The 24,572-nt window shown below is 44.0% G+C and carries 26 protein-coding genes; 14 read left to right on the top strand and 12 right to left on the bottom strand.

Annotated elements, in window-relative coordinates; all coding sequences use genetic code 11:
- Nucleotides 1-63: 63 nt before the first annotated feature.
- Nucleotides 64-1,101 carry a HAMP domain-containing sensor histidine kinase gene (locus NYE72_RS26330; protein WP_339210776.1) on the bottom strand — a complete coding sequence of 346 codons (1,038 nt, stop codon included), beginning with the start codon at nt 1,099-1,101 and terminating at the stop codon, nt 64-66.
- On the bottom strand, nt 1,098-1,781 hold the full coding sequence (locus NYE72_RS26325; protein WP_339210774.1) for a response regulator transcription factor: 684 nt from the start codon (nt 1,779-1,781) through the stop codon (nt 1,098-1,100). Before NYE72_RS26325 ends, NYE72_RS26330 begins: the two co-directional genes overlap by 4 nt.
- A gap of 417 nt (nt 1,782-2,198) precedes the next feature.
- Here NYE72_RS26325 and NYE72_RS26320 point away from each other — a divergent pair, with 417 nt between their 5' ends.
- The 10 genes from NYE72_RS26320 (at nt 2,199) to NYE72_RS26275 (ending at nt 11,904) form a co-directional block, all read left to right on the top strand.
- The gene (locus NYE72_RS26320) at nt 2,199-2,504 is read left to right on the top strand and encodes a hypothetical protein (RefSeq protein WP_036685544.1); all 306 of its coding nucleotides are present in this window, start codon (nt 2,199-2,201) and stop codon (nt 2,502-2,504) included.
- Nucleotides 2,505-2,548: 44 nt separating this feature from the next.
- Entirely contained in the window at nt 2,549-3,226 is a 678-nt protein-coding gene (locus NYE72_RS26315; protein ID WP_036685541.1) for a PspA/IM30 family protein, read from the top strand.
- A gap of 4 nt (nt 3,227-3,230) precedes the next feature.
- On the top strand, nt 3,231-3,698 hold the full coding sequence (locus NYE72_RS26310) for a PspC domain-containing protein (protein WP_036685653.1): 468 nt from the start codon (nt 3,231-3,233) through the stop codon (nt 3,696-3,698).
- A 3-nt stretch (nt 3,699-3,701) separates the two neighbouring features.
- Nucleotides 3,702-4,406: a PspA/IM30 family protein gene (locus NYE72_RS26305; RefSeq protein ID WP_036685540.1), complete on the top strand. Its 705-nt coding sequence runs from the start codon at nt 3,702-3,704 to the stop codon at nt 4,404-4,406.
- A gap of 194 nt (nt 4,407-4,600) precedes the next feature.
- A complete protein-coding gene (gene liaF, locus NYE72_RS26300) occupies nt 4,601-5,248 on the top strand; it encodes a cell wall-active antibiotics response protein LiaF (protein ID WP_036685537.1) in 648 nt (215 codons plus the stop codon).
- 30 nt (nt 5,249-5,278) lie between these two features.
- Entirely contained in the window at nt 5,279-6,313 is a 1,035-nt protein-coding gene (locus tag NYE72_RS26295) for a sensor histidine kinase (RefSeq protein ID WP_036685535.1), read from the top strand.
- Nucleotides 6,314-6,331: 18 nt separating this feature from the next.
- The gene (locus NYE72_RS26290) at nt 6,332-6,985 is read left to right on the top strand and encodes a response regulator transcription factor (RefSeq protein WP_036685532.1); all 654 of its coding nucleotides are present in this window, start codon (nt 6,332-6,334) and stop codon (nt 6,983-6,985) included.
- A gap of 192 nt (nt 6,986-7,177) precedes the next feature.
- Entirely contained in the window at nt 7,178-7,993 is an 816-nt protein-coding gene (locus NYE72_RS26285) for a YwmB family TATA-box binding protein (protein WP_076272252.1), read from the top strand.
- Between the two features lie 205 nt (nt 7,994-8,198).
- On the top strand, nt 8,199-9,749 hold the full coding sequence (gene zwf / locus NYE72_RS26280) for a glucose-6-phosphate dehydrogenase (RefSeq protein WP_036685526.1): 1,551 nt from the start codon (nt 8,199-8,201) through the stop codon (nt 9,747-9,749).
- Between the two features lie 556 nt (nt 9,750-10,305).
- A complete protein-coding gene (locus NYE72_RS26275; RefSeq protein ID WP_036685523.1) occupies nt 10,306-11,904 on the top strand; it encodes a peptide chain release factor 3 in 1,599 nt (532 codons plus the stop codon).
- 100 nt (nt 11,905-12,004) lie between these two features.
- On the opposite strand, the gene NYE72_RS26270 is transcribed toward NYE72_RS26275, so the two are convergent.
- Nucleotides 12,005-12,241, bottom strand: coding sequence for a small acid-soluble spore protein SspI (locus NYE72_RS26270; RefSeq protein WP_036685520.1), 237 nt, complete (start codon nt 12,239-12,241; stop codon nt 12,005-12,007).
- 235 nt (nt 12,242-12,476) lie between these two features.
- Between NYE72_RS26270 and NYE72_RS26265 the strand changes: the two genes are divergently transcribed.
- The gene (locus NYE72_RS26265; protein WP_036685517.1) at nt 12,477-13,136 is read left to right on the top strand and encodes a TrkA family potassium uptake protein; all 660 of its coding nucleotides are present in this window, start codon (nt 12,477-12,479) and stop codon (nt 13,134-13,136) included.
- A 41-nt stretch (nt 13,137-13,177) separates the two neighbouring features.
- Nucleotides 13,178-13,963: an RNA methyltransferase gene (locus NYE72_RS26260; protein WP_038573277.1), complete on the top strand. Its 786-nt coding sequence runs from the start codon at nt 13,178-13,180 to the stop codon at nt 13,961-13,963.
- A 182-nt stretch (nt 13,964-14,145) separates the two neighbouring features.
- Here NYE72_RS26260 and NYE72_RS26255 read toward each other — a convergent pair whose 3' ends face one another.
- From NYE72_RS26255 to NYE72_RS26225, 7 genes are all read right to left on the bottom strand, one after another.
- Entirely contained in the window at nt 14,146-14,700 is a 555-nt protein-coding gene (locus NYE72_RS26255; RefSeq protein ID WP_081383878.1) for a methyltransferase domain-containing protein, read from the bottom strand.
- Nucleotides 14,701-14,706: 6 nt separating this feature from the next.
- Nucleotides 14,707-15,741 (bottom strand): HAMP domain-containing sensor histidine kinase, encoded by a 1,035-nt coding sequence (locus tag NYE72_RS26250; RefSeq protein WP_143759046.1) that lies wholly within the window; start codon nt 15,739-15,741, stop codon nt 14,707-14,709.
- Nucleotides 15,742-15,796: 55 nt separating this feature from the next.
- Nucleotides 15,797-16,477 carry a response regulator transcription factor gene (locus NYE72_RS26245; RefSeq protein ID WP_076296420.1) on the bottom strand — a complete coding sequence of 227 codons (681 nt, stop codon included), beginning with the start codon at nt 16,475-16,477 and terminating at the stop codon, nt 15,797-15,799.
- A gap of 31 nt (nt 16,478-16,508) precedes the next feature.
- Nucleotides 16,509-17,072, bottom strand: a complete 564-nt coding sequence (locus NYE72_RS26240; RefSeq protein ID WP_076274643.1) for a methyltransferase domain-containing protein — start codon at nt 17,070-17,072, stop codon at nt 16,509-16,511.
- A 30-nt stretch (nt 17,073-17,102) separates the two neighbouring features.
- The gene (locus tag NYE72_RS26235) at nt 17,103-17,600 is read right to left on the bottom strand and encodes a DedA family protein (RefSeq protein ID WP_076296422.1); all 498 of its coding nucleotides are present in this window, start codon (nt 17,598-17,600) and stop codon (nt 17,103-17,105) included.
- Nucleotides 17,601-17,797: 197 nt separating this feature from the next.
- On the bottom strand, nt 17,798-18,595 hold the full coding sequence (locus NYE72_RS26230; protein ID WP_036685644.1) for a sulfite exporter TauE/SafE family protein: 798 nt from the start codon (nt 18,593-18,595) through the stop codon (nt 17,798-17,800).
- Between the two features lie 44 nt (nt 18,596-18,639).
- Complete coding sequence (locus tag NYE72_RS26225) at nt 18,640-20,253, bottom strand: carboxylesterase family protein (protein WP_076296423.1); 1,614 nt, start codon at nt 20,251-20,253, stop codon at nt 18,640-18,642.
- A 135-nt stretch (nt 20,254-20,388) separates the two neighbouring features.
- Between NYE72_RS26225 and NYE72_RS26220 the strand changes: the two genes are divergently transcribed.
- Entirely contained in the window at nt 20,389-21,300 is a 912-nt protein-coding gene (locus tag NYE72_RS26220) for a LysR family transcriptional regulator (protein ID WP_076296424.1), read from the top strand.
- A 20-nt stretch (nt 21,301-21,320) separates the two neighbouring features.
- Here the strand turns inward: NYE72_RS26220 and NYE72_RS26215 are convergent, their stop codons facing one another.
- Together NYE72_RS26215 and NYE72_RS26210 are read right to left on the bottom strand one after the other, a co-directional pair.
- The gene (locus NYE72_RS26215; protein WP_036685448.1) at nt 21,321-21,914 is read right to left on the bottom strand and encodes a YdeI family protein; all 594 of its coding nucleotides are present in this window, start codon (nt 21,912-21,914) and stop codon (nt 21,321-21,323) included.
- An 89-nt stretch (nt 21,915-22,003) separates the two neighbouring features.
- Complete coding sequence (locus tag NYE72_RS26210; protein WP_036685445.1) at nt 22,004-22,972, bottom strand: LacI family DNA-binding transcriptional regulator; 969 nt, start codon at nt 22,970-22,972, stop codon at nt 22,004-22,006.
- Nucleotides 22,973-23,084: 112 nt separating this feature from the next.
- Here NYE72_RS26210 and ascB point away from each other — a divergent pair, with 112 nt between their 5' ends.
- Complete coding sequence (gene ascB, locus NYE72_RS26205; RefSeq protein WP_038573257.1) at nt 23,085-24,497, top strand: 6-phospho-beta-glucosidase; 1,413 nt, start codon at nt 23,085-23,087, stop codon at nt 24,495-24,497.
- Nucleotides 24,498-24,572: the final 75 nt, after the last annotated feature.

Below are 24,572 nucleotides of genomic sequence, written 5' to 3'. Positions count from 1 at the left end.
AAGGGTAGCAAATCAATCTGACAGGAGAGTGTCTGAATTCTGACCATAATGACACATTCTATTTCAGCGCTGGGGCAGGTAAACAGAGAAAGTTGTACCTTTTCCAGTTTCAGAAATGACGTTGATATGGCCGCCTTGCGCCGTGATAATCTCTCTGGACAAAAACAACCCGATGCCGACCCCTTCGAATTCACGCGCTTGCTTCCCTCGGTAAAACCGCTTAAAGATGTGAGGGATTTCTTCGTTGGGGATTCCAAGCCCAGTATCGGTAAGGTGAATACAGGTGAACATCTCATTGCTTTCAGCAAGAACGGAGATTTGTCCGCTATGCGGCGTGTACTTCACAGCATTCTCGAGCAGGTTGAATAGCGCTTCACTTGTCCATTTGACATCGTGGCAGGCTAAGATGTGTGTCCCGCAGTCAATATTGATCGTAATTTGTTTGTTTTCAGCTTGTGCATAAATCTGGGATAAAGCCTGCGTCAGAGTTTGTATGAGCGGTTTCGCCTCAATCTGCTGTAGGGAGATCATTCCTGTTTCCAAACGTGATAATTTGATTAGAGACTGGATCAGCCAATCCAACTTATCTGACTGCGCTTTAATATGCTGTATGTAGTGCCGGACATTCTCATTTAGTCCGGGCATCTCTTCCAGCAACTGACTGAATACCATGATATTAGAGAGGGGGGTCTTGGTTTGATGGGAGATATCCGAGATCAGCTCTTTTATTTTGTTTTTCTCTGTTTGAATATTTCGTTCATTCGCCTTAGCCATCCCTATATACCGCTTTAGTTTATGTTCCATCGAAGACAGAGCGGTTTCTTCATAGTTAGTGAGTGGCGGCTGGTCATGTATAGCCCGCTCAATCGCTGTATCCAAGGTCTGTATATAGATTGTGATCTGACGGTTCCATAACCAGACCCATACGGCTCCTGTCGCTAATATACAGATGATGAATAGAGAAGTCAGTTGGAGCAGAGTGGGGTCGAACCCGTACAGAAACATTATACTGCCGATAAAACAGGCCACTAGTATAAGGATGATCAGTAAAAAGAGCCTATGAATTTGCTTGAAATTAGCAGGTGGGCTATTGGTTTTCATGGTTTTTGCCTTTCAGTCCACATGTATCCAAGTCCGTAAATGGTCTTGATATATTTAGGCGCTGCCGGGTCATCCTCAAGTTTAGCACGCAGCCGTTTGATGGCTACTGTCAATGCGTTTTCATCCACAAATTCGGCATCCTTGCTCCAGATCTTGTCTATCAGCTGTTCTCGGGTCAAAATATTGCCCGTATTCGTCACCAGCAGCCGCAGCAGCTTTTGCTCAGTTTTGCTCAGCTGGAGCGATTGTTTGTTTTTGCTGTACTCCAGTTTCTCAAAATCGAGTTCTAACGGACCCAATGTTATTTTTCCAGTCCCTTGCGATTCCGTTCTTCTGAGTACTGCCATTACTCTGGCGCGAAGCACCATTAGGCTGAATGGTTTGGTGATATAGTCATCGCCCCCCAATGCAAAACCGGTGATAATGTCGGACTCCATATCATTGGCGGTGAGGAAAATAATGGGTACGCGTGAGGTCTTGCGAAGTTGCTCGCAATAATCCAGCCCACTGCCGTCTGGCAGATTGATGTCCAGAATGATGAGATCAATAGGGTTAACTGCGAAGATATGCTCCGCCGCGGCAATATCGTAGGCTTGATGGATCACAACATTGTTTTGAGAAAGAGTGAGAGCGATCCCTTTATTTAAACTACGGTCGTCCTCAACGATCAGTATGTTCATAGTAATTCTCCTTTGTTTCTTATTTGATCATTATACATTCTCGGGATTTATTCGAAAGCGAGATTTTTATTTAGTAGGCACTTGAAAGTGGGCTTCATATCTAAGAATACTATTATTGAAAGATTACGGAGCGAGGTTTTTTGATAAAGAGCCACATAGTTAAACCATAAAGGAAAGTTCAAAAGGACATCACCTATGTAGGGTGGTGTCCTTTCAATTTTCGATGGGGGCGCATCCCCTTTTTATATGTGAAAAGGTTGGTTATGACCTACAACTAGCCCAACAGTGGTCTGTAGTCGTACAGCTACCTCGACTAAGGTCCAGTACTAAAAACCGTCGTTGGTCTGTTTTGAAAGTCTGCGATTTACCCTAGAATAAGGCTATAAGGTTAAGGACAACGAAAGGCGGTGAGAAAAAATGCAAAGAAGACAAGGAAACGGATTAGCGGTTGTATTGATTGTGATTGGTGCGGTTATGCTGCTCGGCATTGCGCTTCCTCTGATCCACGGAATGTTCAGATTACTTTTCCCGGTATTGCTGGTTGTTCTCGGGTACTACGGGATTAAGAGCGGACGCAAGATTATCGGTTGGGTGCTGATGTTCATTGGTGTGATGTCCCTGATCGCGAAGCTTTCCTGGATCATTGGACCACTTCTAGGAGTGGCGTTGATCGTCTGGGGCGTATCAGCATTAAAGGGCAGAAGTAATAATGGTACTTATTAAGAAGCAATGTACTTAAACAAGAAGCAGGGAGGGAGCAGGAGATCATGAGTGTTTTTCGTCGCATGAGGGATATTACTGTAGCTAATCTAAATGAACGTCTGGAGCAAAGCCAAGATCCCGTGAAACTAATTGATCAATTTCTACATTCAACCCGTGAGGAAATCAGTGAAGCTGAAAGGCTGTACCAGCAATATGCTTCCCACACGAAGCAATTGCAGCAGCAAGTGAACCAAGCAACTGCCATGAGAAACAAACGTGAAGAACAGGCGTTGTTGGCACTGAAAGCAGGCGAGGATCATCTCGCGAAGCTGGCTTTACAAGAAAAAATCATTCACGAGGAAAAACTGGAGCAATACAGCGGGCTGCTAGAACAGAGCAAGCAATCCTTGTTTGAACTTGAAGCACAGCTGAATGAGCTGAAAATAGAGTATCAAACGGTGTACAGCAAACGTCAGTATTATTCGGCACGAATGGAGTCGCTGCGATTGCAGCAACGCATGAATCAAAGAGCCAGTGCTTATGGCAATGGTGGTGATGTTCCCAAAATGTTCGGACGTCTGGAAGATCAGATGTCGGATTGGGAATTAGAAGCAAAGAGCTTGCGTGATTTGCGGCGCATGGGACAGGAATATGCGGTGCAAGCGGGTGAGACCGTAGCGACCGTACTCGAAAGAGAAATGGCTCGCCTAAAGGAGAAACTGAACAATGGTGGAAAGGAGTAACGCTATGAGTCGATTGTATCGTTCAACTAGAGATAAAGTGATGACGGGTCTTGCAGGTGGATTATCTGAGACACTCGGTATTGATTCCACGTTATTCCGGATTCTATTACTGGTCAGCATTCCGTTCACAGGTGGTGCGGTGATTCCGGTATACTTCATTGCAGCAATGGTCATTCCTAAGGAACCGACGCATTATAATCCTTTTGGACCAGGGCCTGGGGCACCGGGTGGCCCATACGGCGGACCCTACTCAGGCAGACCGGAACATGGACACGGACCACAAGCTACTGGCGGATATGGACCTTATGGACGCCAGCCAAATTACAATCCTAATTTTGAGAAGAACAACGCTTATTCCGCACCGGACTCCGGTTTGGATGCGATGATGAAGGATATTGAGAAGAAGGCTTTGCAAAAAGAAGTAGAAGAACTCAAACAAAAACTGTCTAAATATGAGAAAGGGGAATTGTAAATCATGGGAGTATTTCAAAGAATTAAAGATATGACAAAAGCGTCGGTAAATGACTTGTTGGATAAGGTAGAGGACCCAATCGTAATGCTTAACCAATATCTGCGCGATATGGAGGCTGAGATTCACGAAGCGGAAGTAACAGTTGCTAAACAAATGGCTAACGAACGCCGTATGAAGCAACGTGTGGAAGAAGCAGCAAAAATGTCTGCACAACGTGGATCACAAGCTGAACTGGCACTGAAAAATGGCCAAGAAGAAGTAACTCGCAAGCTGTTGGAAGAAAAAATCTACTTTGACCAAAAGCAAGTGGAATACAGTGATCTTCACGCACAAGCTGAAGTACACGCTAAGGAATTGGTGCAACAACTGCATGACATGAAGGATGAGTTCTACAAGCTGCGCAACAAACGTAATGAGCTTGTATCCCGTGCTCAAATGGCTAAAGCCAAAAAACAAATGTCGCAAATCAGCAGTGTACATTCCATTGAAAGTGGCAGTGCATCACTCGGATTCCACCGGATGGAAGAGAAAATTATGCAGCTTGAGGCTGAAGCAGATGTAATGCGTGCACCTTACAGCCCATCCGCTGCTTATAGCAAACCCGTTGATGTTGAGAAGCAACTGAAAGTGGATGAGCAATTGGCGCTACTGAAAAACAAGCTGAATGATACACCTGCGGCTCCTTCTCTAAACAAAAAAGAACAATAAATCCTGTTCCTAAAACTTGGACGGATATGATATGCTGGACAAGAAGAAGCCATACGGTATGGATCTCCATACCGATATGGCTTTTATAGCGGCTAGCTATAATATTTAACGGTGATAATATTCCTCATAGTGACGGATATCTATCCGATATTATAAAATGAGTTTTGCTTCGCAAAACTTTTAGGAGGTGCGAAATGGATAAACGAAACCGTTTGATTGCCATCGGACTGATTGCTGTTGGCTGCATGATGATTTTTGGTAGATGGCTCGGCTTTTTCTCCATTGTCGCGCTTCTGTTCCTGCTGCTGGGCGTCTACCGTACGACATCAGGCAAAGTAAAGCAGGGCTATAAACTGCTCGGGATAGGTGCTGTATTGCTTTTGCTGGACCATTTGGTGCTCGTGCTGGGGATTTGCTTAATCTCACTTGGGATGTTTTTCACCAAATCCAAAAGAGTGCAGCGCAAGGAAGGGTTTATGCAGAAGCAGAACTTTTCATCCAGATTTGACTGGGACCGCTCACCTTGGGTGATGCACAGCCTTAGCTCTTGGCATGTACTGGGTGAGGCCGATGTGGATCTTTCATTAGCTATGGCGGATCATAAGGAAACGGTCATGCTGTTTCAAGGGATTTTTGGCGATATGGACATTAACCTGTCCGATGATTACGGCGTGGAAATTGAAGCTTTTGTGCTCTTTGGGTCCATTGAATTCGGCAACCAGCGGGATACAGGAATGTTAAACCGTCTGAATTGGAAATCAGCCAATTATGACAGCAGTGAATACAAAGTGAAATTTAGTGTTTCTTATTTAATGGGAGATCTAGATGTACGTTTATCCTGATAAGCTTGATAGAGAAGGGAGAGTCCCCGTATGGAAAAAAAGAACAAAAACATGATATCACGCAGCATGGGTGAGGGGGCTCTGTTCTCTTTTGTCATGCTGCTTGTGATAATGTATGTCATGTATACATATGGATATTTGAAGCCTTTTGAAAGCTGGAAATTTGGCGTGCGGACAGCCGTCACCCTAATTCTTCTGCCTATGGGTTTTGGGATTGGTTATGGCTTTTATCAGAGCTTCCGTGTGAAGCGACAGTTGGAACGTCTTAGGCAGACCCTCGTATTATGGGAAAAGGGAAATTTGACGCTGTCCATGCCGGATCTAGGTGATGATGAGCTGGGAAGGCTCGGAGAACAGCTTGGCCGGATTAGCGGCAAATGGGAGAATCAAGTGACGACGCTGCAGCGGTTGTCCACGAATAACGCGAAGCTTGCGGAGCAGGCGCGGGTATCTGCTATTATGGAGGAACGGCAGCGGCTTGCGCGTGAACTGCACGACGCTGTTTCCCAGCAGCTATTTGCAATCTCCATGACTGCCACGGCGGTAGGCCGGACGTTGGAGAAAGATTTCGATAAAGCCCAGCGGCAAATTGCGCTTATAGAAGAAATGTCTGCCGTAGCCCAATCGGAGATGAGGGCGTTGCTGCTGCATTTGAGACCTGTTTATTTGGAAGGAAAGGGACTCGAACAAGGTCTGCAGGAATTGATCAAGGAGCTTAAGGTCAAGGTACCGATCGAAATTGTATTTGAGATGGACCCTGATGTTCAGCTGTTAAAAGGGGTAGAGAATCACTTGTTCCGTATCGTCCAAGAGGCGATTTCTAATACACTTCGTCATGCGAAAGCAGAAAAAATAGAAATCCGGCTGCATAGACGGGGAGATACAGTTCGCTTGACGTTGCGTGATGATGGGATCGGCTTTGAGATGGACGACACCAAACAAGCTTCCTATGGTTTGTCGAACATGCAGGAGCGGATTAATGAAATCGGAGGCTCCATTCAGTTCATTACCGCTCCGGGTAAAGGGATGCGTATTGAAATTACCGTTCCGTTAGTCAATGAATAATAGGAGGAAAGAGTAACCATGGAGATGGAGGAAGCAATTAAAGTACTACTCGTAGATGATCATGAGATGGTACGGATCGGGCTAGCAGCTGTTTTAGGTACCGAGGATGGAATTGAGGTCGTAGGTGAGGCTGGAAGTGGAGAAGAAGGTATTCGGCTGGCTCAAGAGTACAATCCCGATGTGGTCTTAATGGATCTCGTAATGGATGGGATGGATGGCATAGAAACGACTAAACAGCTGATGAAGCAATACCCAGAGATCAAAGTTATTGTTCTTACAAGCTATTTGGATGATGAAAAGATGTATCCTGTTATTGAAGCGGGTGCCTTTAGTTATCTGCTGAAGACTTCGCGGGCTAGTGAAGTGGCGGATGCGATCCGCGCTGCGGCAAGAGGACAGTCCGTGCTCGAGTCACAGGTGGCCTCTAAAATGATGAACCGTTTTCGAAACAATGCAAAAGGAGAATCACCTGCTTATAAAGAGCTTACGGAGCGCGAGATGGAAGTATTACGTCTGTTGGCGCAGGGTAAATCGAATCAGGATATTGCTGATCAACTAATTATTGGAATCAAAACTGTGAAATTTCATGTAACGAATATTCTCGCGAAGCTGGGCGTGGAAGACCGGACCCAAGCAGCAATTTATGCATATAAAAATGGACTAGCTGAATAACAACAAAGGACTGAAGCCTCTGCTTCAGTCTTTTTTTATAATATAAGAAAGTAGTTTTGGGGCCTCCGCAAAGTATCTGAGTACGCCTTGAAACAAATCCCTCTCTTTGTGGGAATATTTCAGGTATAGAATCTCCTAATTCGAACATACTGTCTAGTAGATTGCTAGAGAGGTTCGAAGGGAGAATGACATATGCGGAAGATGAAGCTGAACAACGGAACAAAAAAAGGGACTTTTTTTATAATGATAATCGTGTGCTGCGCTGCGGCTCTGCTAGTTAATCTGCAAAGTGTTAAAGCGAATTCAACCGTTCTTGATGAGGGCGTTAACCAAGCTTCAACAGGAGCCGAACTAAATCATGCTCTTGGGAGTTTAATAGATCTTGGAAAAGAAACGACGGTTTCTGGTTCACCGCTGCGTCTAGTGTTAAAGTGGCAGGGAGAAAGCAGCAATTACGCGGATCTGTCTGCCGAAGTTGCTAAGTTAAGCACAAGTCTCGGATTGAATGTACCGTCAGGTACTGAGGAAGATGGACATATGACTTATCGTACAGAAGCTGTAAAACCATATGAATCGCGGCTCTCCTTATTTTGGAGTGAGCTTAGTGCAGGAAACAGTTATGTGATTGTAACGTTAGATACGGCTGATCTGCAAAATGAAGCTGGCTTTCAAGCGGCTGCTCGTGAAGTAAGTATGATTCTTGAACAGAATAAAATTAAGGCCGAATGGAATGTATCCCTTCAAGGAAGCGCGCAAGAACAGGGAGCACCTGAAAAAGTTCTAGCACAGACGGAGTCATTGATGCATGACCGGTTTGAAGCTGTGACCGGAGGAGAAAGCTACAAGGATATCTCAACGGTTAGCCGTACGTACTCGATTCCTAATTTGAATCGCTCTGTGATGAGTGGAAATCAGTCAGTTTCTGCCCAAATCGCAGTGCATCATGAAGATCAGAAGGGGACAAACCGCGTAACTATAGGCTTTCCTTTAATAACCATCGAATATTGACATTTTTCTCTTATATAAGCGCAGATATAGTTAATAATAAGAAATATTAATTGAAATTTGCGAAATCCCGAGAGTATCTGTCAGGAATGTGATAGCATCCTTTTTAGGAATATGCTAAAATGACATAACGTCGTTATTCACCTTATATTAGTTTCGACGCTGAGCATGTCAATAAACTATATTACATACAGAAAGATGAGGAGCCATGGCTGAAAATCAAACCCTTGATGCACTGCACACACCCGGTGCTGTCTTTTTTATCTTTGGGGCAACCGGAGACTTAGCCCGGCGTAAGCTTTTCCCGGCGATTTACAGCTTGTACCGTGAAGGTAAGCTGGCACAAGATTTTGCGGTAATTGGCGTGGCGCGGCGCCCGCGTACTCAGGAAGAATTTAGAAGTGATGTGAAGGAATCCATCCTTGAATTCTGCCGTTACAAAGCGGGAGAAGAGAGCGAATGGAATGAATTTGTACAGCATTTCGAATACAAATCTCTGGACATAAACAATATTGATGGTTTCCGCGAGCTAAGAGCACAAACTGAAGTTCTTGAAGAGAAATTCAGTATTCCGGGCAATCGGATGTTCTATCTTGCGCTGGCGCCTGAATTATTCGGCAGTGTCTCCTTCAACCTTAAAGCTGGCGGGATGCTGGATAGTACGGGTTGGAATCGCCTCGTAATTGAGAAGCCTTTTGGCTATAATCTGGAGTCGGCTGAACAGCTGAACGAACAGATTCGTCAGGTCTTCAAAGAAGAGGAAATTTACCGGATTGACCACTATCTTGGTAAAGAAATGGTACAGAATATCGAAGTGATTCGTTTTGCTAATGCTTTTTTCGAACCGCTCTGGAATAATAAACATATTGCCAATATTCAAATTACACTTGGCGAAACCGTAGGTGTAGAAGAACGCGGTGGTTACTATGACCATGCGGGAGCCTTACGGGACATGGGCCAGAATCATATACTGCAACTACTGACTATGATTGCTATGGAACCACCAAGCCGTCTGCTCGCAGAAGATATTCGTGATGAGAAAGTGAAGGTACTTCGTTCCCTTCGTCCTTATGCGACATCTGATGAGGTTCGTGAGAATGTCGTAAGAGCACAATATATTCAAGGCTTACACCAAGGCAAAACCCTTCCTGCTTACCGTCAGGAAGATAAGGTTGATCCTGAGTCGAATACAGAGACGTATTTTGCTGCCCGTGTATTTGTAGATAACTTCCGCTGGGCTGGAGTTCCTTTCTACATCCGTACAGGTAAACGTCTCCCGGTGAAGACGACGGAAGTGGTAGTTGAGTTCAAAGGTATGCCAACCAACGTTTATTTGGGACAAAAGCATAAACTTGAGCCTAACCTCCTTGTAATCCGTGTGAACCCAATGGAAGGCATTTACGTAAAGATTAATGCCAAGAAACCGGGTTCCGAGTCTGAGATTCAACCGCTGGCTATGGACTTCTGTCAGAGCTGCCTGGTTGGAATCAATTCTCCGGAAGCATATGAGCGCTTGCTACATGATGCGGCACGCGGAGATTCAACTTATTTCACTCGTTGGGATGAGGTATCCTCGGCATGGTCGTTCGTGGATCGTATTGCGAAAGCATGGAGCGAAGAGTCTAGCGACTTATCTTCTTATCCTGCTGGCTCTTGGGGTCCAGTGGAAGCAGATGAACTGCTTGCTAAAGAAGGTTTCCATTGGTGGCCTGTAAACGGCCAAGATGAAGATAATGTGGTTTGGCTGAAGAATAACTAAACCTTGAGTTAATGCTATCTCCCTGCAGAGGATGCAGGGAGATTTTTTGTAATGCTAAGATCTAAAAGATTGGACTTCAGACGGTGTTTGGGGGATCTGGGCACTTTTCTAATAACTGCACTTTGTACAATTAAAATCGCTTATCTCGTTATGATTAGTCTTTTAGATGTATTTTCTGCAACTATAATCACCGGATAAGGCGGAAAAGCGTGCACAACTTAATTTTAATTGCATCAAATGCAACTAAAGGCTAATGAAAATGCTAATACTTCAAGTAAGTGTAGGAAATACATCTATTTTTTTGAGCAATGATATGTGGGGATCATAATCCAGACCATTCGGGAGATATTTTGCGGCACGCGCTTTTTAGTAGATAATGTCTGCCGGATTTTGATATACTTTAGAGGATGCTTTCACTTGAAGCGGACTGGAGCTAGACCTAAGAGCTATTCATTCAGAAATGAAGGGGTATGAACAATGAGCAGAGCACCGATTTGATGAACCCCAGTGTAATTGAAGCAGAAGCAGGAATTTTATATATGAAGGGATATGTGTAATGAACAAAGCAATAGATCAGAAGCTGCAAAAGGAAGTGGATAGACGCAGAACCTTTGCGATCATTTCCCACCCGGATGCGGGTAAAACAACTTTAACGGAGAAACTGCTGTTATTCGGTGGCGCGATCCGTCTGGCGGGAACGGTTAAGGCCCGTAAAGCGAATAAACATGCGACGAGTGACTGGATGGAAATTGAGAAGCAGCGGGGGATTTCTGTAACGTCTTCCGTAATGCAGTTTGATTATTTGAATCATCGCGTGAACATTTTGGATACACCGGGTCACCAAGACTTCAGTGAGGACACCTATCGTACCCTAACTGCAGCGGATAGTGCGGTCATGCTTATTGACGTGGCAAAAGGTGTGGAAGCCCAAACTACCAAACTGTTTCAGGTATGTGCTAAACGGGGCATTCCGATTTTCACCTTTATTAACAAGCTGGACCGTGAAGGACGTAGCCCGTTTGATCTGATGGAAGAGCTGGAGCAGGTTCTTGGTATTCGTTCTGTGCCAATGAACTGGCCGATCGGTAGTGGACGTGAGCTATGCGGCGTATATGACCGGATGAAAAATCAGGTAGAGCTGTTCCAAGGTGACGATCACTCCATAATCAAGGTTCAAAAGGTTGACGGATACCGTGATCCAATCATTCGTGAAATGGCTGGAGAGTATCTGCATGATCAACTGTGTCAGGATCTGGAGCTGCTGGATGTAGCAGGCGATGCTTTTGACTATGAAAAAGTATTAAGTGGTGAACTCACACCTGTGTTCTTTGGCAGTGCGATCAACAATTTTGGCGTACAGACTTTCCTCGATAATTTCTTGGATCTGGCACCGAAGCCTGAACCACGCCGCAGTACTACAGGGGTAGTAGAACCAACGAATGAGAAATTCACTGGTTATGTGTTCAAAATTCAAGCGAATATGAACCCGGCTCACCGTGACCGGATTGCTTTTCTGCGTATTGTGTCCGGGAAATTCGAACGGGGTATGAGCGTGAAGCATGTACGTGCCGGTAAAGATATCAAGCTGGCGCAACCGCAGCAATTTTTGGCGCAAGACCGCGATATCGTAGAGGAAGCTTATCCGGGAGATATCATCGGTCTGTTTGATCCAGGTATTTTTAGAATTGGTGATACATTGAGCCAAGCAGGAGATATGGAATTCGATGAGCTGCCAACGTTCTCACCAGAGATTTTTGCTAAAGTGAGTATTAAAAATGCGTTGAAATCGAAGCAGTTCCAGAAGGGTGTCGATCAGCTGACTGAAGAGGGCATGATCCAGGTGTTCCGCACGGTCAACTTTGACGATATTTTGCTTGGTGTAGTTGGACAACTGCAGTTTGAAGTGTTTGAGTACCGCATGAAGGGTGAATATGGTGTGGATGTTCAGTTGCAGAGAATGCCATACCAGTTTGCACGTTGGATCGTAGATGATACTAAGCCGGATGCGAGCAAATTCAGAATCAACTCAACGTTGGTGACGGATAAGAAGGGCAATTTTGTCGTGTTGTTCGAGAACGAATATGCTATGCGGACAGCGATGGATAAGAACCCGACAGCTAAATTCCTGGAAATGGCTCCAAAAGCATTACTATAATTAGGACGCTATAACTTTCTGAATGTTAAAATAAAACCTCCGCCTCCATAGGTGAAGTTACACCATGGTGAGCGGAGGTTTTTGACTAGTTGCGGTCAGTTTACGATGTGATATTCCCAGGGGTAATGGTCTCCAGGTGATCATGCAGCATGGTAACCAACCTATCTTGCTTAGCGGGGTCTAAATCCTTCCAGATCATTTCGAACACGGCGCCAAGTCCCGGGAGTGCTGCCTCCGGACCGTCCACAGAGCCTTCAATCATGTGACGTAAATCCTCTTCAGATTGACCGTGCACTTTATGAAGAATCGCCTGGCGCAAGTCAATGGTAACGGGCATAATGTACCTCCTTTTTTGAAAATATAGTGATATTGACCTCGTTATAATGTGCCCTGCAAAGGAACTGGAAATTCAAGTTTTTGTCCAAATATAAGATAGTATAAGTTTGACACATATATATCATCCTTATATTTCTACGAGAAACGGTTGTCATCCATAAAGGACGGCAATGACGTTTCTTCTTGGCTTATGCTATACTGTTTGAGATATAGAATGCTACGGGAGGTACATAGACATGGCCAAAAAACAATATGCCGTCATCGGTATGGGGCGTTTCGGATCTAGTGTTGCTAAGGCGCTCAGCGGCATGGGGTTTGATGTACTTGCGATTGATGCTGACGAGCAGCGAACACAGGAGATTTCAAGTATTGTAACTCATGCCGTATCTGCAGATTCCACGGATGAGGAGGCGCTGCGTGCCCTTGGTATTCGCAATTTTGATGTGGTGGTTGTAGCCATTGGCGAGGACATTCAAGCTAGCATCCTGACAACACTTATTCTAAAAGACCTGGGTGTGCCTGCAATTCTGGCAAAAGCCAAAGGTGAACTGCACGGCAAAGTATTAAGCAAAATTGGTGCGGACAAGGTGATTTATCCTGAACGGGATATGGGAATGCGGGTTGCGCATCATCTTGCTTCGCCTAATATATTGGATTATATTGAGCTGTCGCCGGACTACAGTATTCTGGATATGAAGGTATCCGGACCGATGCTCGGAAAAAATCTACAGGAGCTCGACATCCGCGCAAGATTTGGCTGCAACGTAATGGCCATCCGCCAAGGTGAAGAAATGAACATCTCTCCCCGTGCAGAGGATCGCCTGATCGATGGCGATATCCTTGTTATTGTTGGGCATAAGGATAATTTGACGAAGCTGGAGATGGCGTATCAGTAGGAACAAAGAATAAATGGCAAGGCAGAAGAAAGGAAGACTTTATGGAAATCATGTCTCCGCAAAATACGCGGGTTAAAGAGTGGGCCGGGTTACAGGAGAAAAAGCACCGTGACAAGGCTCGTAAATATATCGTAGAGGGCGTTCATCTGGTTCAGGAAGCACTGCTGGCTGAAGCAGATGTGGAATGCCTTGCTTATGACCTCGACAAGGGAATGCCAGCTGAACTTAAGGGGCTGCTTCAGGCCGTTCAGGGAATGGAAGTGATTGGTGTCTCGGCGGCGATCATCTCAAAATGCAGCAGCACCAATACGCCGCAGCCTGTGTTTGCCATCGTGCGGAAGGAACAGCAGGCTGTAGAAGCTATCCTAGCGAAGAAGGATAGCCTCGTGGTTGTGCTGGACGGCGTGCAGGATCCCGGCAATGTCGGCACCATTATCCGCAGCGCGGATGCAGCGGGAGCAGACGGCGTGATCCTCGGACAAGGCTGTGCCGACCTCTATAATCCAAAGACCATCCGGTCCACGATGGGCTCGATGTTCCATCTTCCGGTGGTGGAGGGAGAGTTAAGTGAGATTTTGCCACAGGCCCGGGAAAATGGGGCGCTGCTGGTGAGCACTTCGCTGCAGGGCGAAGAATCGTGCTATGAGCACGATTTCCACGGCACCCAGTGGCTGCTGATTGGCAGCGAGGGTAAAGGCATCTCACCGGAAACGGCGCGTCTCGTGGACAAGAGTATCATCATCCCGATGGCAGGCCGCGCGGAATCGCTGAACGCCGCAATGGCGGCGACGATATTGCTGTTTGAGGGAATGAGACAGCGGGGATAAATTGTCACCGTTTGGAACGTAGTTTTCTCGCAGTAAATCCAGTCCTGATAATCAAGATAATCTTGATCATCAGGACTTTTTTTATAATCTTGCAACAGTATTGGCTGCATATTGGCCTGGCCATTTCCATTCTCAATACTTATATATTCTTTAGAAATTACTATTTTTCGAATATTCATATGTCATTCTTTTTTACGACAAATATATACGAATGTTGGAGGAAAAGTGTAAGGCACAAATTCAATTTTCTCAATAAGTAGTTGTTTAGCCCATCTTTTTTTCATGTGCAGCGAGTGCTGATATGCAACTAAAATTCCGCCTGGTTTAAGTGACTTAACAATCTGATGTAGGATTTTGTCACGCATTTCACTTGAAAAATTAAAAAATGGTAATCCGCAAATTATGCAATCTAACTCACGGATGCCTTCCTGATTCAATTTCTTGAGTAAGTAGCTAGCGTTGGAATGGAAAATGCATTCCGGATAAATTGCTTTTAAGTGTTCTCTCATTTTTTTATTCCGCTCAAACAAAAGCACTTTTGTAGAATTCTTTAATTGTGATGTCATGAGACGTGTAATAGCACCTGTACCAGCTCCAAGCTCTGCAACGGCATTTACATTATGCCATTGTACAGACTGAACTATTTTATCGGCTAATAATGGTGAACTGGGTAGAATATTTCCTACCCGCTTTGGATCTTTGAGGAAGCCTTGTAAGAAAAGTAAGTATTCAGACATAATCAATTAGTAATCCTCTCCGAAAGGCAATCTCAGTTGGAATGTGAAGACGTCATGAGTGTGTTTAAGCGTTAAAGTACCCTTGTGCAACTCAGCAATATTCCTAGCTATCGAAAGACCAAGTCCTGCCCCGGTTTGAATTCCCTGACTTTTTCTTGAGTGGTCAACCTTATAAAATCGTTCAAATAGACGGTTTTCTTGATCCTGTGAGAGGGGAGTCCCTTTATTTTCAATCTCAATGGTACAGTGTTCAGAATCGGTTGTAATTCGTATGCTAATGCTTCCCGGGCTGATGGAATATTTTAAGGCGTTCATAAGTAGATTATCTATGGCTCTGGCTATTTTCTCACTGTCGATTAAGGTGATGATTGGACTCTTATCTATATCTTTTATAAGGTGGACATTGTTTTCTTGAGCGATCGGTTCGAATTCGAATAGCAATTGATTCAAAAGCTGCGACAAATCGATTCTCTCCAGATTTAAACGGGAGTCAGCCGAATTAAGTCGGGTATATTCAAACAAATCATCGAGGAGTTTCTTCAAATGAAGCGCCTTGTTATAGGTGTTTTGAATAAAACGTGTATATTCTTTTTTATCTTGGTACGATTCTGTACGTAAAAGCTCAATATACCCGATAATACTTGTAAGAGGGGTGCGTAAGTCGTGTGAAATCCCCGTGATCATCTCCATCTTGGATTTTTCTATTTCGCGTTCCTTGATGATCTGTTGCTCTAAGCGCTCTGCCATCCGGTTGATGTTCAAAGCCACCAGTCCTAGTTCATCTTGGCGAACAACATTTACCCGATAACTCAAATCACCTTCGGATATAATTTGAAGTCCTTGTTCCAGCGCAATTAAATCTTTGACGATTCGCCGGGTCAATGTAAAAAATGTAATAACGAAAATAATGAAAAACATCGGAGTAAGAAGGTAGGCAAGAAAATTGAACACCCAATCCAATTTTGTTGCATTTCCAAAATGAAAGAACAAGATGCTAAGTGAGGTATTTATCGCAATGGTAATTATGAAACTCAACACCATCCTGATTAAAATATTGGACTGAATGCGTTTATTTATTTGTAGATTTCGTATGGTTTTAATCAACTTTGTAACCAACTCCCCAGACTGTCTTAATATACAGAGGTTCTCTTGGATTTTCCTCTAATTTTTCTCTTAAGTTACGAATATGAACCATTACGGTATTGTCAGAATATCCGTAAGGCTCTTTCCATACACTCTCGTAAATTTGCTCCGAACTATAAACTTGCCCAGGCCGGCTTGCAAGCAGGGTTAAAATCGCAAACTCTAGTGGAGTTAATGAAACTTCAATTCCATTTAACTTTACGGAATGTTTACTTTTATCTATGATCAGGTTTTTAATTATAAGCAGAGAGTTGAATTCTTCCTTTCCAATTAAGGACTGGCGCCGTAACTGAGCTTTTACACGGGCCAGTAGTTCCAGTGGATTAAACGGTTTGATCATGTAATCATCTGCCCCGGTAGTTAGACCTGTGATTTTATCAATGTCCTCTTGCTTGGCTGAGAGCATAATAATTGGGATATTTGATATTGCCCTAATTTTGAGACAGGCTGTGATACCATCCATTTGAGGCATCATCACATCTAGGATAACCAGTTGAATGGGTGTTGTTTGTATTGTACTCAACGCTTCTTGACCATCTGCGGCTTCAAGCACATGGTAACCTTCATTCCTTAAGTAAACATGAATCACATCTCGAATTTCAGAATCATCATCTGCAACAAGAATTGTATTCAATGGACGCTGCCCCTCTTCTATATTTATTTTATTATGTTTCCCTTTTACGACAGACGTAGACGAAAGCGGGAGGGAAATTAAATGGCACATATTTTATTGTATCAATATTAAAATATTCGGAGAGTTGCTTCTTCATTTGAAGTGAATACTGAAAGGCGATAAATAATCCCTCAGGTTTAAGGGATTGGTAGATCTGTTCAACCAATGTACTTCTTAATTCGGGCTCAAAATTGAAAAAGGGCAGCCCACTAAAAATACAATCTAACTGATGAATATGTGAACTTTTAATTGATTCTACTAAACTAGCAGCATTATGATAACAGGAGAAATCCGGATAGTTTGTCTTCAGGTTATGCCTCATGGTTTTATCCATCTCAAATAGTAACACTTTCGTTGTACTAGTTACCTTAGTATTGATTACACGGGTGATTGCACCTGTACCTGATCCAAGTTCAGCGACTGCTTTAACTTCATGCCAAGAGGCTTGGTTAACCATGCTGTGTGCCAGAAACCGGGAACTCGGGGTAACACTGCCTACCTGTTTTGGATCATGAATAAAACTTCTTAAAAATAAGAGTTTTTCATTGAAGCTCATTTGGAATTCCTCCATAATTTTAGAATTAATTTAGATGTTTATTAATTTTGATAGGATGTGATCTCCAAAGTATGTTCCTACAAAAAAGAACAGTAAGGTCCAACTTAAAGCACTGGGATATGAAATAAGGGCGAATCGTTTATAGCTTGTACCGCTGAGCCCGATCAACATGGGAATGATGTAACGTACAACTGGAATAAACATGCCGATATACATAGCTGTACGCCCTCGTTTTTTTAGAATCTGCTCTGCTTTTTTAAAATGTCTATTAGCTTCAAATTTGCACTTCAGCTTTTGCCCAAAGAATTTACCTGCAAAGTAGGCAACCGTAAAGGCCGTTAATAACCCTGACAAAATGCAGAAATAAGTCATCCAGAAATTGATAATCCCCATGTGGCTTAGGGTAACTCCGGTGAGGATCGTAATTTCATTAGGAATTGGAATTCCAAAAGGGCCTAGCGTGAAAGCAAGATAAAAAATCAGATAACCATACTGATTGATTAGCTCTAAAATGGTATTACTGGCCAATATGCCGCCTCCTTCGCTTACTTCAATACAGAAATCTTAACTAAAAAAACTGAGGAATTAGGTGGGGGAATTCTAAAGAAATCCTGAAGAGACTTACAATTCGATAGAATTAGCCAAGGAATCACTCCCACAGTCACAATAAAAAAGTCCTGAGGATCAAGAAACTCATGATCCATCAGGACTTTTTACATAATGACCTAACCTTTCATCATCAAACGAAGCGAAACGATGATGAGAAAAACGGCTAATAGCTTTAGAAGCAGCTTGGCAGGAAGGCGTTTTGCCAGTCGTGCGCCAATTTGACCGCCGATAATTGCGCCAGGTGCTAGGGCTAACACCATAAACCATTCAACATTCAATAAAAAGGCATGTGTTGTGGTGCTTACGATAGCTGACAGGAAAATTTGAAGCATAGAAGTTGCAACAGCGATATGGGGGGCAAAGCCGAGAAGTAAGGTCATTGTCGGAACCATAAGACTCCCGCCGCCAATCCCAAATAGGCTTGCTACAAAGCCAACAAGAAAACTGATGATTATGCCGGTAGGCATATGATAAGCATATTCGAAATGAGCACCGCTATTATCGGAAAAGCTTCGCTTTACGGTTGGTTTGAAAGGCCAATGGAAGGGTTTGTTCGGCTTGAACAAGAGCAATAAAGCGACAAGGATTAAGAAAATCCCGAAGCTTACGAAAAACATTCTCCCGCCCATTTGCTTGGTAAAGAGTGCACCTATTACTGAACCCGGAATCGAGACGGCGGCAAAGGTGAGCGCTGCTTGATAATCGATTCTCTTCTGCTTTGCATACACATAAGTGCTTGAGATGGAGTTGAAAAGCAGCATCGCCATTGATGTTCCAGCCAGATGTGAAGGCTCCATATCAGGAAAAAGGAAAGCCAACGCAGGCACAACGATGAACCCGCCGCCAAGTCCGACCAATGAACCGGAAATGCCAGCTGCTAGCCCGATGACTAAGAGCAGTAAGTAAGTTAGCACAACAGCATGTTCCTTCCTCTGCGTGAATTCTACAATCATTTATCTTACCAGAAAAAACGTCCCGCAAATAAATTGTTTTTTAGCCAAATGCGCTGTTCTGCTGCTAAACGGGGATCATTGTCCATTTGGGACAGGATATCTTTTTTTACAAGTTTGCAGACGGATTGAACAATAGTTTGATCCAGGCTAGCATCTAACCAGAGAATTTCCGCAGACCGGGGATTAGGGGTGTATCGTTGCCAAGTAGGTTGTCCCTCAGCATTAGGATTACCGGTATATAAGAAATGCCGTAAATAGTCCCTCATTAGGGAAGAAAGCATGTTACGCCCAGGCTCGTTATGCTCGGAAATTACTCCCGCAGGGAATCTTTCCTGGACACCGGAAAAGTCACCTGTATAGAAGGGGATGTCTGCACCATGCGGGGCACCAATAAGAAAACGGATGTAAGGATCGATCACTCCGTCTCTTAATCCCCAGGCGAACCGGTAAGCATAGATGGGCATCTCCGGGATCGCACTTAATAATATCTCTGTAGTCTGCTCTACATTAAATTCTGCATACAGATCGCTCCCATATTGGACTGCTGCTTCATAGAGCTTCTTTTCTTCCATATTTCCGGCTAACTCTTCCTTTTGCACTAGGGAGAAGAAATGAGTATCCCCTAAAGTGAACTCGGAGAATTCGCTGGCAGTGCTCCCAAGGATGATCGGCAGGGAAGGGTGATCGCGGTTATTTAGATTGTCGAAGCCACCAATAGGAATGACCGTGCCATCTTCGATCAAATGGGGAAAAGCAGCCATCTGAAGCCCCGTCTCACGAATGATTTCGACAAAGTGAAAGGCATTCTGACGATATAGGAAGTCGGAAATCTTATCCGCAGATTGTGTGGAAATCCATTCTCTTGCCTCATCTTGAGTGCTGGCTATTCCTGTTTTTATTAATAACTCCGTTAAAATGTCGTCTGCTTTTTCTTCGCTTTGCTTCGTAGCAGCCGTCGTTAAACCTCCACTCATAATAAAAAGCTTATGGAAGAGCCCTCTGCCTAGCGGAGAAAGGTAAGCAGCTAATGCATTTCTTGCACCTGCAGACTGGCCCCCTAATGTTATATTTCCTGGATTCGCCCCAAAGCAAATAATGTTTTTGTGCAGCCATTTTAGCGCATGAAGAACATCGAGGAGACCGTAATTTCCCGAGTCATCCAAGGGGTCCCCGGTTCGGAGTGAGGGATGCCGGAAAAATCCCATTGGTCCTAAACGGTAGTTCACTGTAACCACTATACTATTTGTCTTACACGCCAATTCTCCACCTTGAAAATCCCGTCCCGAACCCCCAATATTTCCGCCGCCGTGGAGGAAGACGAATACGGGTAAGCCTGCCTCGGCATGATCCGGTCGCCAAATATTCAAAAAGAGGCAATCTTCACTGCCGCCAGGGTCCCCTTGAATGAATTGGACACTGCTATTATTAAAATGGCTTGCAGGCAATACACCTGTCCAAGGTTCTATCTCACGTGGTGCCTTCCATCTGAGCTTATCTATAGGGGGTTCCGCATAAGGAATTCCTAACCATGCGATCGCCCCAAGTTCTGGCAGACGTATGCCCTTAAGCTGACCGCTGGAGATTGTAATAATTTCTTCCATTGGTTCTCGTGTGCTCATTTATAGTTCCCCTTTCTCCTGCAGATTCTTATGTATTTTTAATTCTCTTTATTATAGTGTTCTGCTATGATGATGAAAAATATATTATTATATATAAAATACATAACTCTAAGGTTATAGAAGAGGGTGGTTTCGTTGGATTTACTTTCGCTTCGGTACTTTCAAACGGTTGCAAAGCTTGAGAATATGACCCGGGCAGCCGAAATACTCCAAATCTCACAGCCGGCTATAAGTAAAATGATCAAAAATCTTGAGGGCGAATTAAACGTCAAATTGTTTGATCGCACAGGAAAATACATTCGATTAAATGAATATGGGAAGCGGTTTCTTGTGAAAGTTGATTCAGCCCTACAAACGTTAGAGGAGGGGAAAACAGAGCTATTGGACTTGTCTGAGAGACCGACAGGAACTGTGGTGATTTTTATCCAGGCGGGTTCCTATTTGCTTCCGGATATGATCACATTATTTCGTCAGAAGTACCCGGAAGCTCAATTTAAGCTATTGCAGCAGGATCAGGAGATCTCACGTTATCCGGCTTTTGATTTGTGTATTTCTTCTACTCCGCTCAAGATTCCAGGAACAGCGTCCACACCGGTATTAACGGAAGAAATCATGCTGGCGGTTCCTAATGAGCACAGGCTCGCTACCCGCAAAAGTGTACGTCTGATTGAACTCGCGGAAGATGGTTTTATCAGTTTGAAAATAGGCAAGCAGCTGCGCGAAACGACGGATTCTCTATGTCACGCCGCCGGATTTGCTCCGCGTATCATTTATGAATGCGATGAGCCTTCGATGGTACGCAGTCTAGTCCGTTCGGGACTAGGGGTTTCTTTTATCCCCGCTGTAACTTGGGGTGGTTCTCAAGGATCCTCAGTGGTACTTCTTCCCATTGAAGAACCCATAAGTACCCGCACCATTGAAATCTCATGGTATACCAACCGATACATGACTAATGTCGCTAAAAAGTTCAAGGCCTTTGTTGAGGATTATTACAAGCAGTTAAAAGAAGACAAAATAAAAAAAGAGCCAATAAACCTTAAGGCTTAATTGACTCATTGTCAGCAACGCTAATCATTTAATCCCTTACCCTCAAGGATTTGCGGGATGAATTTTTCAATTCGTGATACGCGGGTTTTGGATTGTTTGGCTTGAGAAAAATGATAAATATATGCGTTTTGCCGTCCAGGCGTTAAGGCTTCAAAAGCAGTTTTTAAGCCAGGAAGTTCAGCGAATTTAGTCTGAAGCTCTTCAGGAATGAGGTAATCCTCTTTCTTTTTTAATTCGACTTCCAAACCCGCTTTTTCAACTTCTATGGCATTTTGAATGTAGGCTTTCAGAACAGCTTCCATTTCAACGATTTGTTGCACATTCGTAAACCGAATTTGGCGCGCTGCCTGCACATTTTCTGTTTGTTGAATTAGAATCCCATTGGGATCCTGTAACAAGGCACCTTTGTGAAAGAGAAGTGCACAATATTCTTTAAATCCATGAATTAATACTATGTTTTTATCATCAAATGTGTAACATGGATGCATCCACTTATAATCTTCGGTCAGCCCGCAATCAAGCACGATCGTTCTCAACTGCTCATATTCTTCCCTCCATTGTTTCGCTTTACTTAAGAATTTATCAACCCTAGGATTCAATTTATTATTTGTCATAAAAAACACCCATCTTCATCATAATTTTCAATACAATTTTATTATTTTTTTATGGAATGTACAGTCGTAATCTTCTGGGAATGGGCAACCTATGTTGTCTCCCGTTCGATCAGTTGGAACGATAGGGGCTGCAGCTCCATATCTAATCCAAGCAGGGTTGGAGCCAGCAGAAGAAAGGCGTTCTCCGCCTGTCCCGCAATCGGATTCCGAACAGTGGTAATTCCGAGTGTCTGTGACAGCTCCGAATTATCAAAACCAATGATGGCTAGATCACGGGGCACATCCAGCTGCTGTCTACGTGCTTCGCTCAGAACGCCCACCGCCACCAAATCATTGGAGCACAGAATGGCATCCGGCTGATCTGGTTGTCCTATTAGGGTTCGCACCAATTGCTCTCCGTCAGGGATTCCATAAATCGTGGAGTAATACCATTTCTCAACGATGGGAAGATTATATTTGGCCATGATTTGCTCATAAGCTAGTCGTCTACTCTGGGTATTTATGCTGCTTGGGCGGCCAAAAGCATTAGCGATACGCGTATAACCCCGCTCTATCAAATGCTCTAGAGCGAGTGCATATCCGTCATATTGGTTCATGGCAACTGACGGTATTTCAGGATGGTCCATGCGTTGCCAGGACACAATCGGGCCGTATTTGCAGTAGGAAGTTATGACATTTTTATCGTTAACAGCGGTCAGAATAAGCAGGGCGTCGACTCTTTTCTGTTTGAGATCCTCGAAAGCCTGAAGTTCCTTTTGCTTATCTCCGCCGGTGGTATAAATAATCGTCTGATACCCGTAACGGCCGGAGATTTCGACGAAGCTGTTCATGAAGCACAAAATAAGCTCGTTTAGGTCTAAGGTAATCATGCCGATTTGCTGGGTTTGGCCTTTGGATAAAGATATGGCATTCCGATTGGGAACATAGTCCGTCTCTTTCATAATGGCGAGAATTTTCTCCCTAGTTTCCTTGCTGACATGGGGAGAATCGTTCAGGACTCGGGATACCGTAGCTTTGGAAAAGCCCGACAGCTTAGCAATTTCGTCAAGTGTGGACATCGGCTTATCTCCTTTGCAAGATTAATCCTTGACATGTAACGCGTTCCAAGGTTTAGGATTCGGATTAGAGCAGTAAACCTATACTATCACAATAGCAAAGGCGGGAAGAAATATGAACTTACAATTTCCAGAAGGATTCCTATGGGGTGGGGCTGTAGCCGCTAACCAGCTTGAAGGGGCATATCAGGATGATGGCAAAGGCTGGTCTACTCAAGATGTCATGCCGCATGGCATTAAGTCTGCGCCTACAGAAGTTCCTACCGACGATAACATGAAGTTGATTGGTATCGATTTCTATCACCGGTATAAAGAAGATATTAAGCTGTTTGCGGAAATGGGCTTTAAAGTATTCCGGACGTCTATTGCCTGGTCCCGGATTTTTCCGAAAGGGGACGAGCCGGAGCCGAATGAACAAGGCTTGCAGTTCTACGATGATCTATTTGATGAGTGTCATAAATACGGCATTGAGCCGCTAGTTACTATCTCCCATTATGAGACCCCGCTGCATTTGGCACGAGAGTATGATGGATGGGTTAACCGTAAGATGGTGGATTTTTACGAGCGATATGTGAGAACGATCTTTAATCGTTACAAGAATAAGGTTAAATACTGGCTGACCTTCAACGAGATCAATTCTATCCTAGAGTTCCCATTTATGAGTGGCGGAATCAATACTCCATTGGAGAAATTGAGTAAGCAGGATCTGTATCAGGCCATTCACCATGAGTTCATTGCAAGTGCTTTGGCGGTGAAGATCGGTCATGAGATCAATCCTGATTTCAAAATAGGCTGTATGGTGCTGAGCATGCCAATTTATCCGCTCACTCCGCATCCGGACGATTTGATCAAGGCGATGCAAAGCGATCACAAAAATATGTTTTTCGCGGATGTTCATAGCAGAGGTTACTATCCAGGATATATGAAACGGTTCTTTAAGGAAAATGGAATCCACATTCATTTTGAGCCAGGGGACGAAGAAATTCTGAAGCATACCGTGGATTTCATATCTTTCAGTTACTATATGAGCACATGTGAAACGGCCGATCCGGAGAAACAGATCAGAGGAGAAGGAAATCTGCTGGGCGGGGTAGCGAATCCATATCTGGAAGCGAGCGAATGGGGTTGGCAGATCGATCCGCAGGGCTTGCGTTATGTGATGAATATGTTCTATGACCGATACCAAAAACCGCTATTTATCGTGGAAAATGGCCTTGGCGCCGTCGATCAGCTGGTTGTAGACGGGAACGGTGAGAAGATAGTAAACGACGATTACCGGATCAATTATTTGCGAGATCATTTGGTTCAAGTAGCAGAAGCTATTGCCGATGGCGTGGAAGTTATGGGGTATACGAGCTGGGGCTGCATCGACTTGGTTAGCGCAACAAGCGCCGAGCTGAAGAAACGTTATGGCTTCATTTATGTAGATCGTCATGATGATGGTTCAGGTACACTGGAGAGATACCGTAAGAAGTCCTTCCACTGGTACAAAGAAGTAATCGAATCGAACGGACAAAGCCTGTTCTAATAAAAAGAGTCCTGATAATCAAGATATTCTTGATCTATCAGGGCTCTTTTTTTGTTATCCAATATTATACAGACC

Source organism: Paenibacillus sp. FSL L8-0333, from assembly GCF_037965665.1.
Taxonomy (GTDB): Bacteria; Bacillota; Bacilli; order Paenibacillales; family Paenibacillaceae; genus Paenibacillus_AQ; species Paenibacillus_AQ odorifer.
This window is presented reverse-complemented; position numbering and strand designations above follow the sequence as displayed.

Coding starts and splice junctions, on each gene's coding strand:
- NYE72_RS26250 (WP_143759046.1), bottom strand. CDS start 15,741: ATGGTGTTGAGTTTCATAATTACCATTGCGATAAATACCTCACTTAGC.
- NYE72_RS26305 (WP_036685540.1), top strand. CDS start 3,702: ATGGGAGTATTTCAAAGAATTAAAGATATGACAAAAGCGTCGGTAAAT.
- NYE72_RS26260 (WP_038573277.1), top strand. CDS start 13,178: ATGGAAATCATGTCTCCGCAAAATACGCGGGTTAAAGAGTGGGCCGGG.
- NYE72_RS26255 (WP_081383878.1), bottom strand. CDS start 14,700: ATGTCTGAATACTTACTTTTCTTACAAGGCTTCCTCAAAGATCCAAAG.
- NYE72_RS26210 (WP_036685445.1), bottom strand. CDS start 22,972: ATGTCCACACTTGACGAAATTGCTAAGCTGTCGGGCTTTTCCAAAGCT.
- NYE72_RS26265 (WP_036685517.1), top strand. CDS start 12,477: ATGGCCAAAAAACAATATGCCGTCATCGGTATGGGGCGTTTCGGATCT.
- liaF (WP_036685537.1), top strand. CDS start 4,601: ATGGATAAACGAAACCGTTTGATTGCCATCGGACTGATTGCTGTTGGC.
- NYE72_RS26315 (WP_036685541.1), top strand. CDS start 2,549: ATGAGTGTTTTTCGTCGCATGAGGGATATTACTGTAGCTAATCTAAAT.
- NYE72_RS26270 (WP_036685520.1), bottom strand. CDS start 12,241: ATGCCCGTTACCATTGACTTGCGCCAGGCGATTCTTCATAAAGTGCAC.
- NYE72_RS26330 (WP_339210776.1), bottom strand. CDS start 1,101: ATGAAAACCAATAGCCCACCTGCTAATTTCAAGCAAATTCATAGGCTC.
- NYE72_RS26285 (WP_076272252.1), top strand. CDS start 7,178: ATGCGGAAGATGAAGCTGAACAACGGAACAAAAAAAGGGACTTTTTTT.
- NYE72_RS26290 (WP_036685532.1), top strand. CDS start 6,332: ATGGAGATGGAGGAAGCAATTAAAGTACTACTCGTAGATGATCATGAG.
- NYE72_RS26320 (WP_036685544.1), top strand. CDS start 2,199: ATGCAAAGAAGACAAGGAAACGGATTAGCGGTTGTATTGATTGTGATT.
- NYE72_RS26295 (WP_036685535.1), top strand. CDS start 5,279: ATGGAAAAAAAGAACAAAAACATGATATCACGCAGCATGGGTGAGGGG.
- NYE72_RS26215 (WP_036685448.1), bottom strand. CDS start 21,914: ATGACAAATAATAAATTGAATCCTAGGGTTGATAAATTCTTAAGTAAA.
- NYE72_RS26275 (WP_036685523.1), top strand. CDS start 10,306: ATGAACAAAGCAATAGATCAGAAGCTGCAAAAGGAAGTGGATAGACGC.
- ascB (WP_038573257.1), top strand. CDS start 23,085: ATGAACTTACAATTTCCAGAAGGATTCCTATGGGGTGGGGCTGTAGCC.
- NYE72_RS26325 (WP_339210774.1), bottom strand. CDS start 1,781: ATGAACATACTGATCGTTGAGGACGACCGTAGTTTAAATAAAGGGATC.
- NYE72_RS26310 (WP_036685653.1), top strand. CDS start 3,231: ATGAGTCGATTGTATCGTTCAACTAGAGATAAAGTGATGACGGGTCTT.
- NYE72_RS26225 (WP_076296423.1), bottom strand. CDS start 20,253: ATGAGCACACGAGAACCAATGGAAGAAATTATTACAATCTCCAGCGGT.
- NYE72_RS26240 (WP_076274643.1), bottom strand. CDS start 17,072: ATGAGCTTCAATGAAAAACTCTTATTTTTAAGAAGTTTTATTCATGAT.
- zwf (WP_036685526.1), top strand. CDS start 8,199: ATGGCTGAAAATCAAACCCTTGATGCACTGCACACACCCGGTGCTGTC.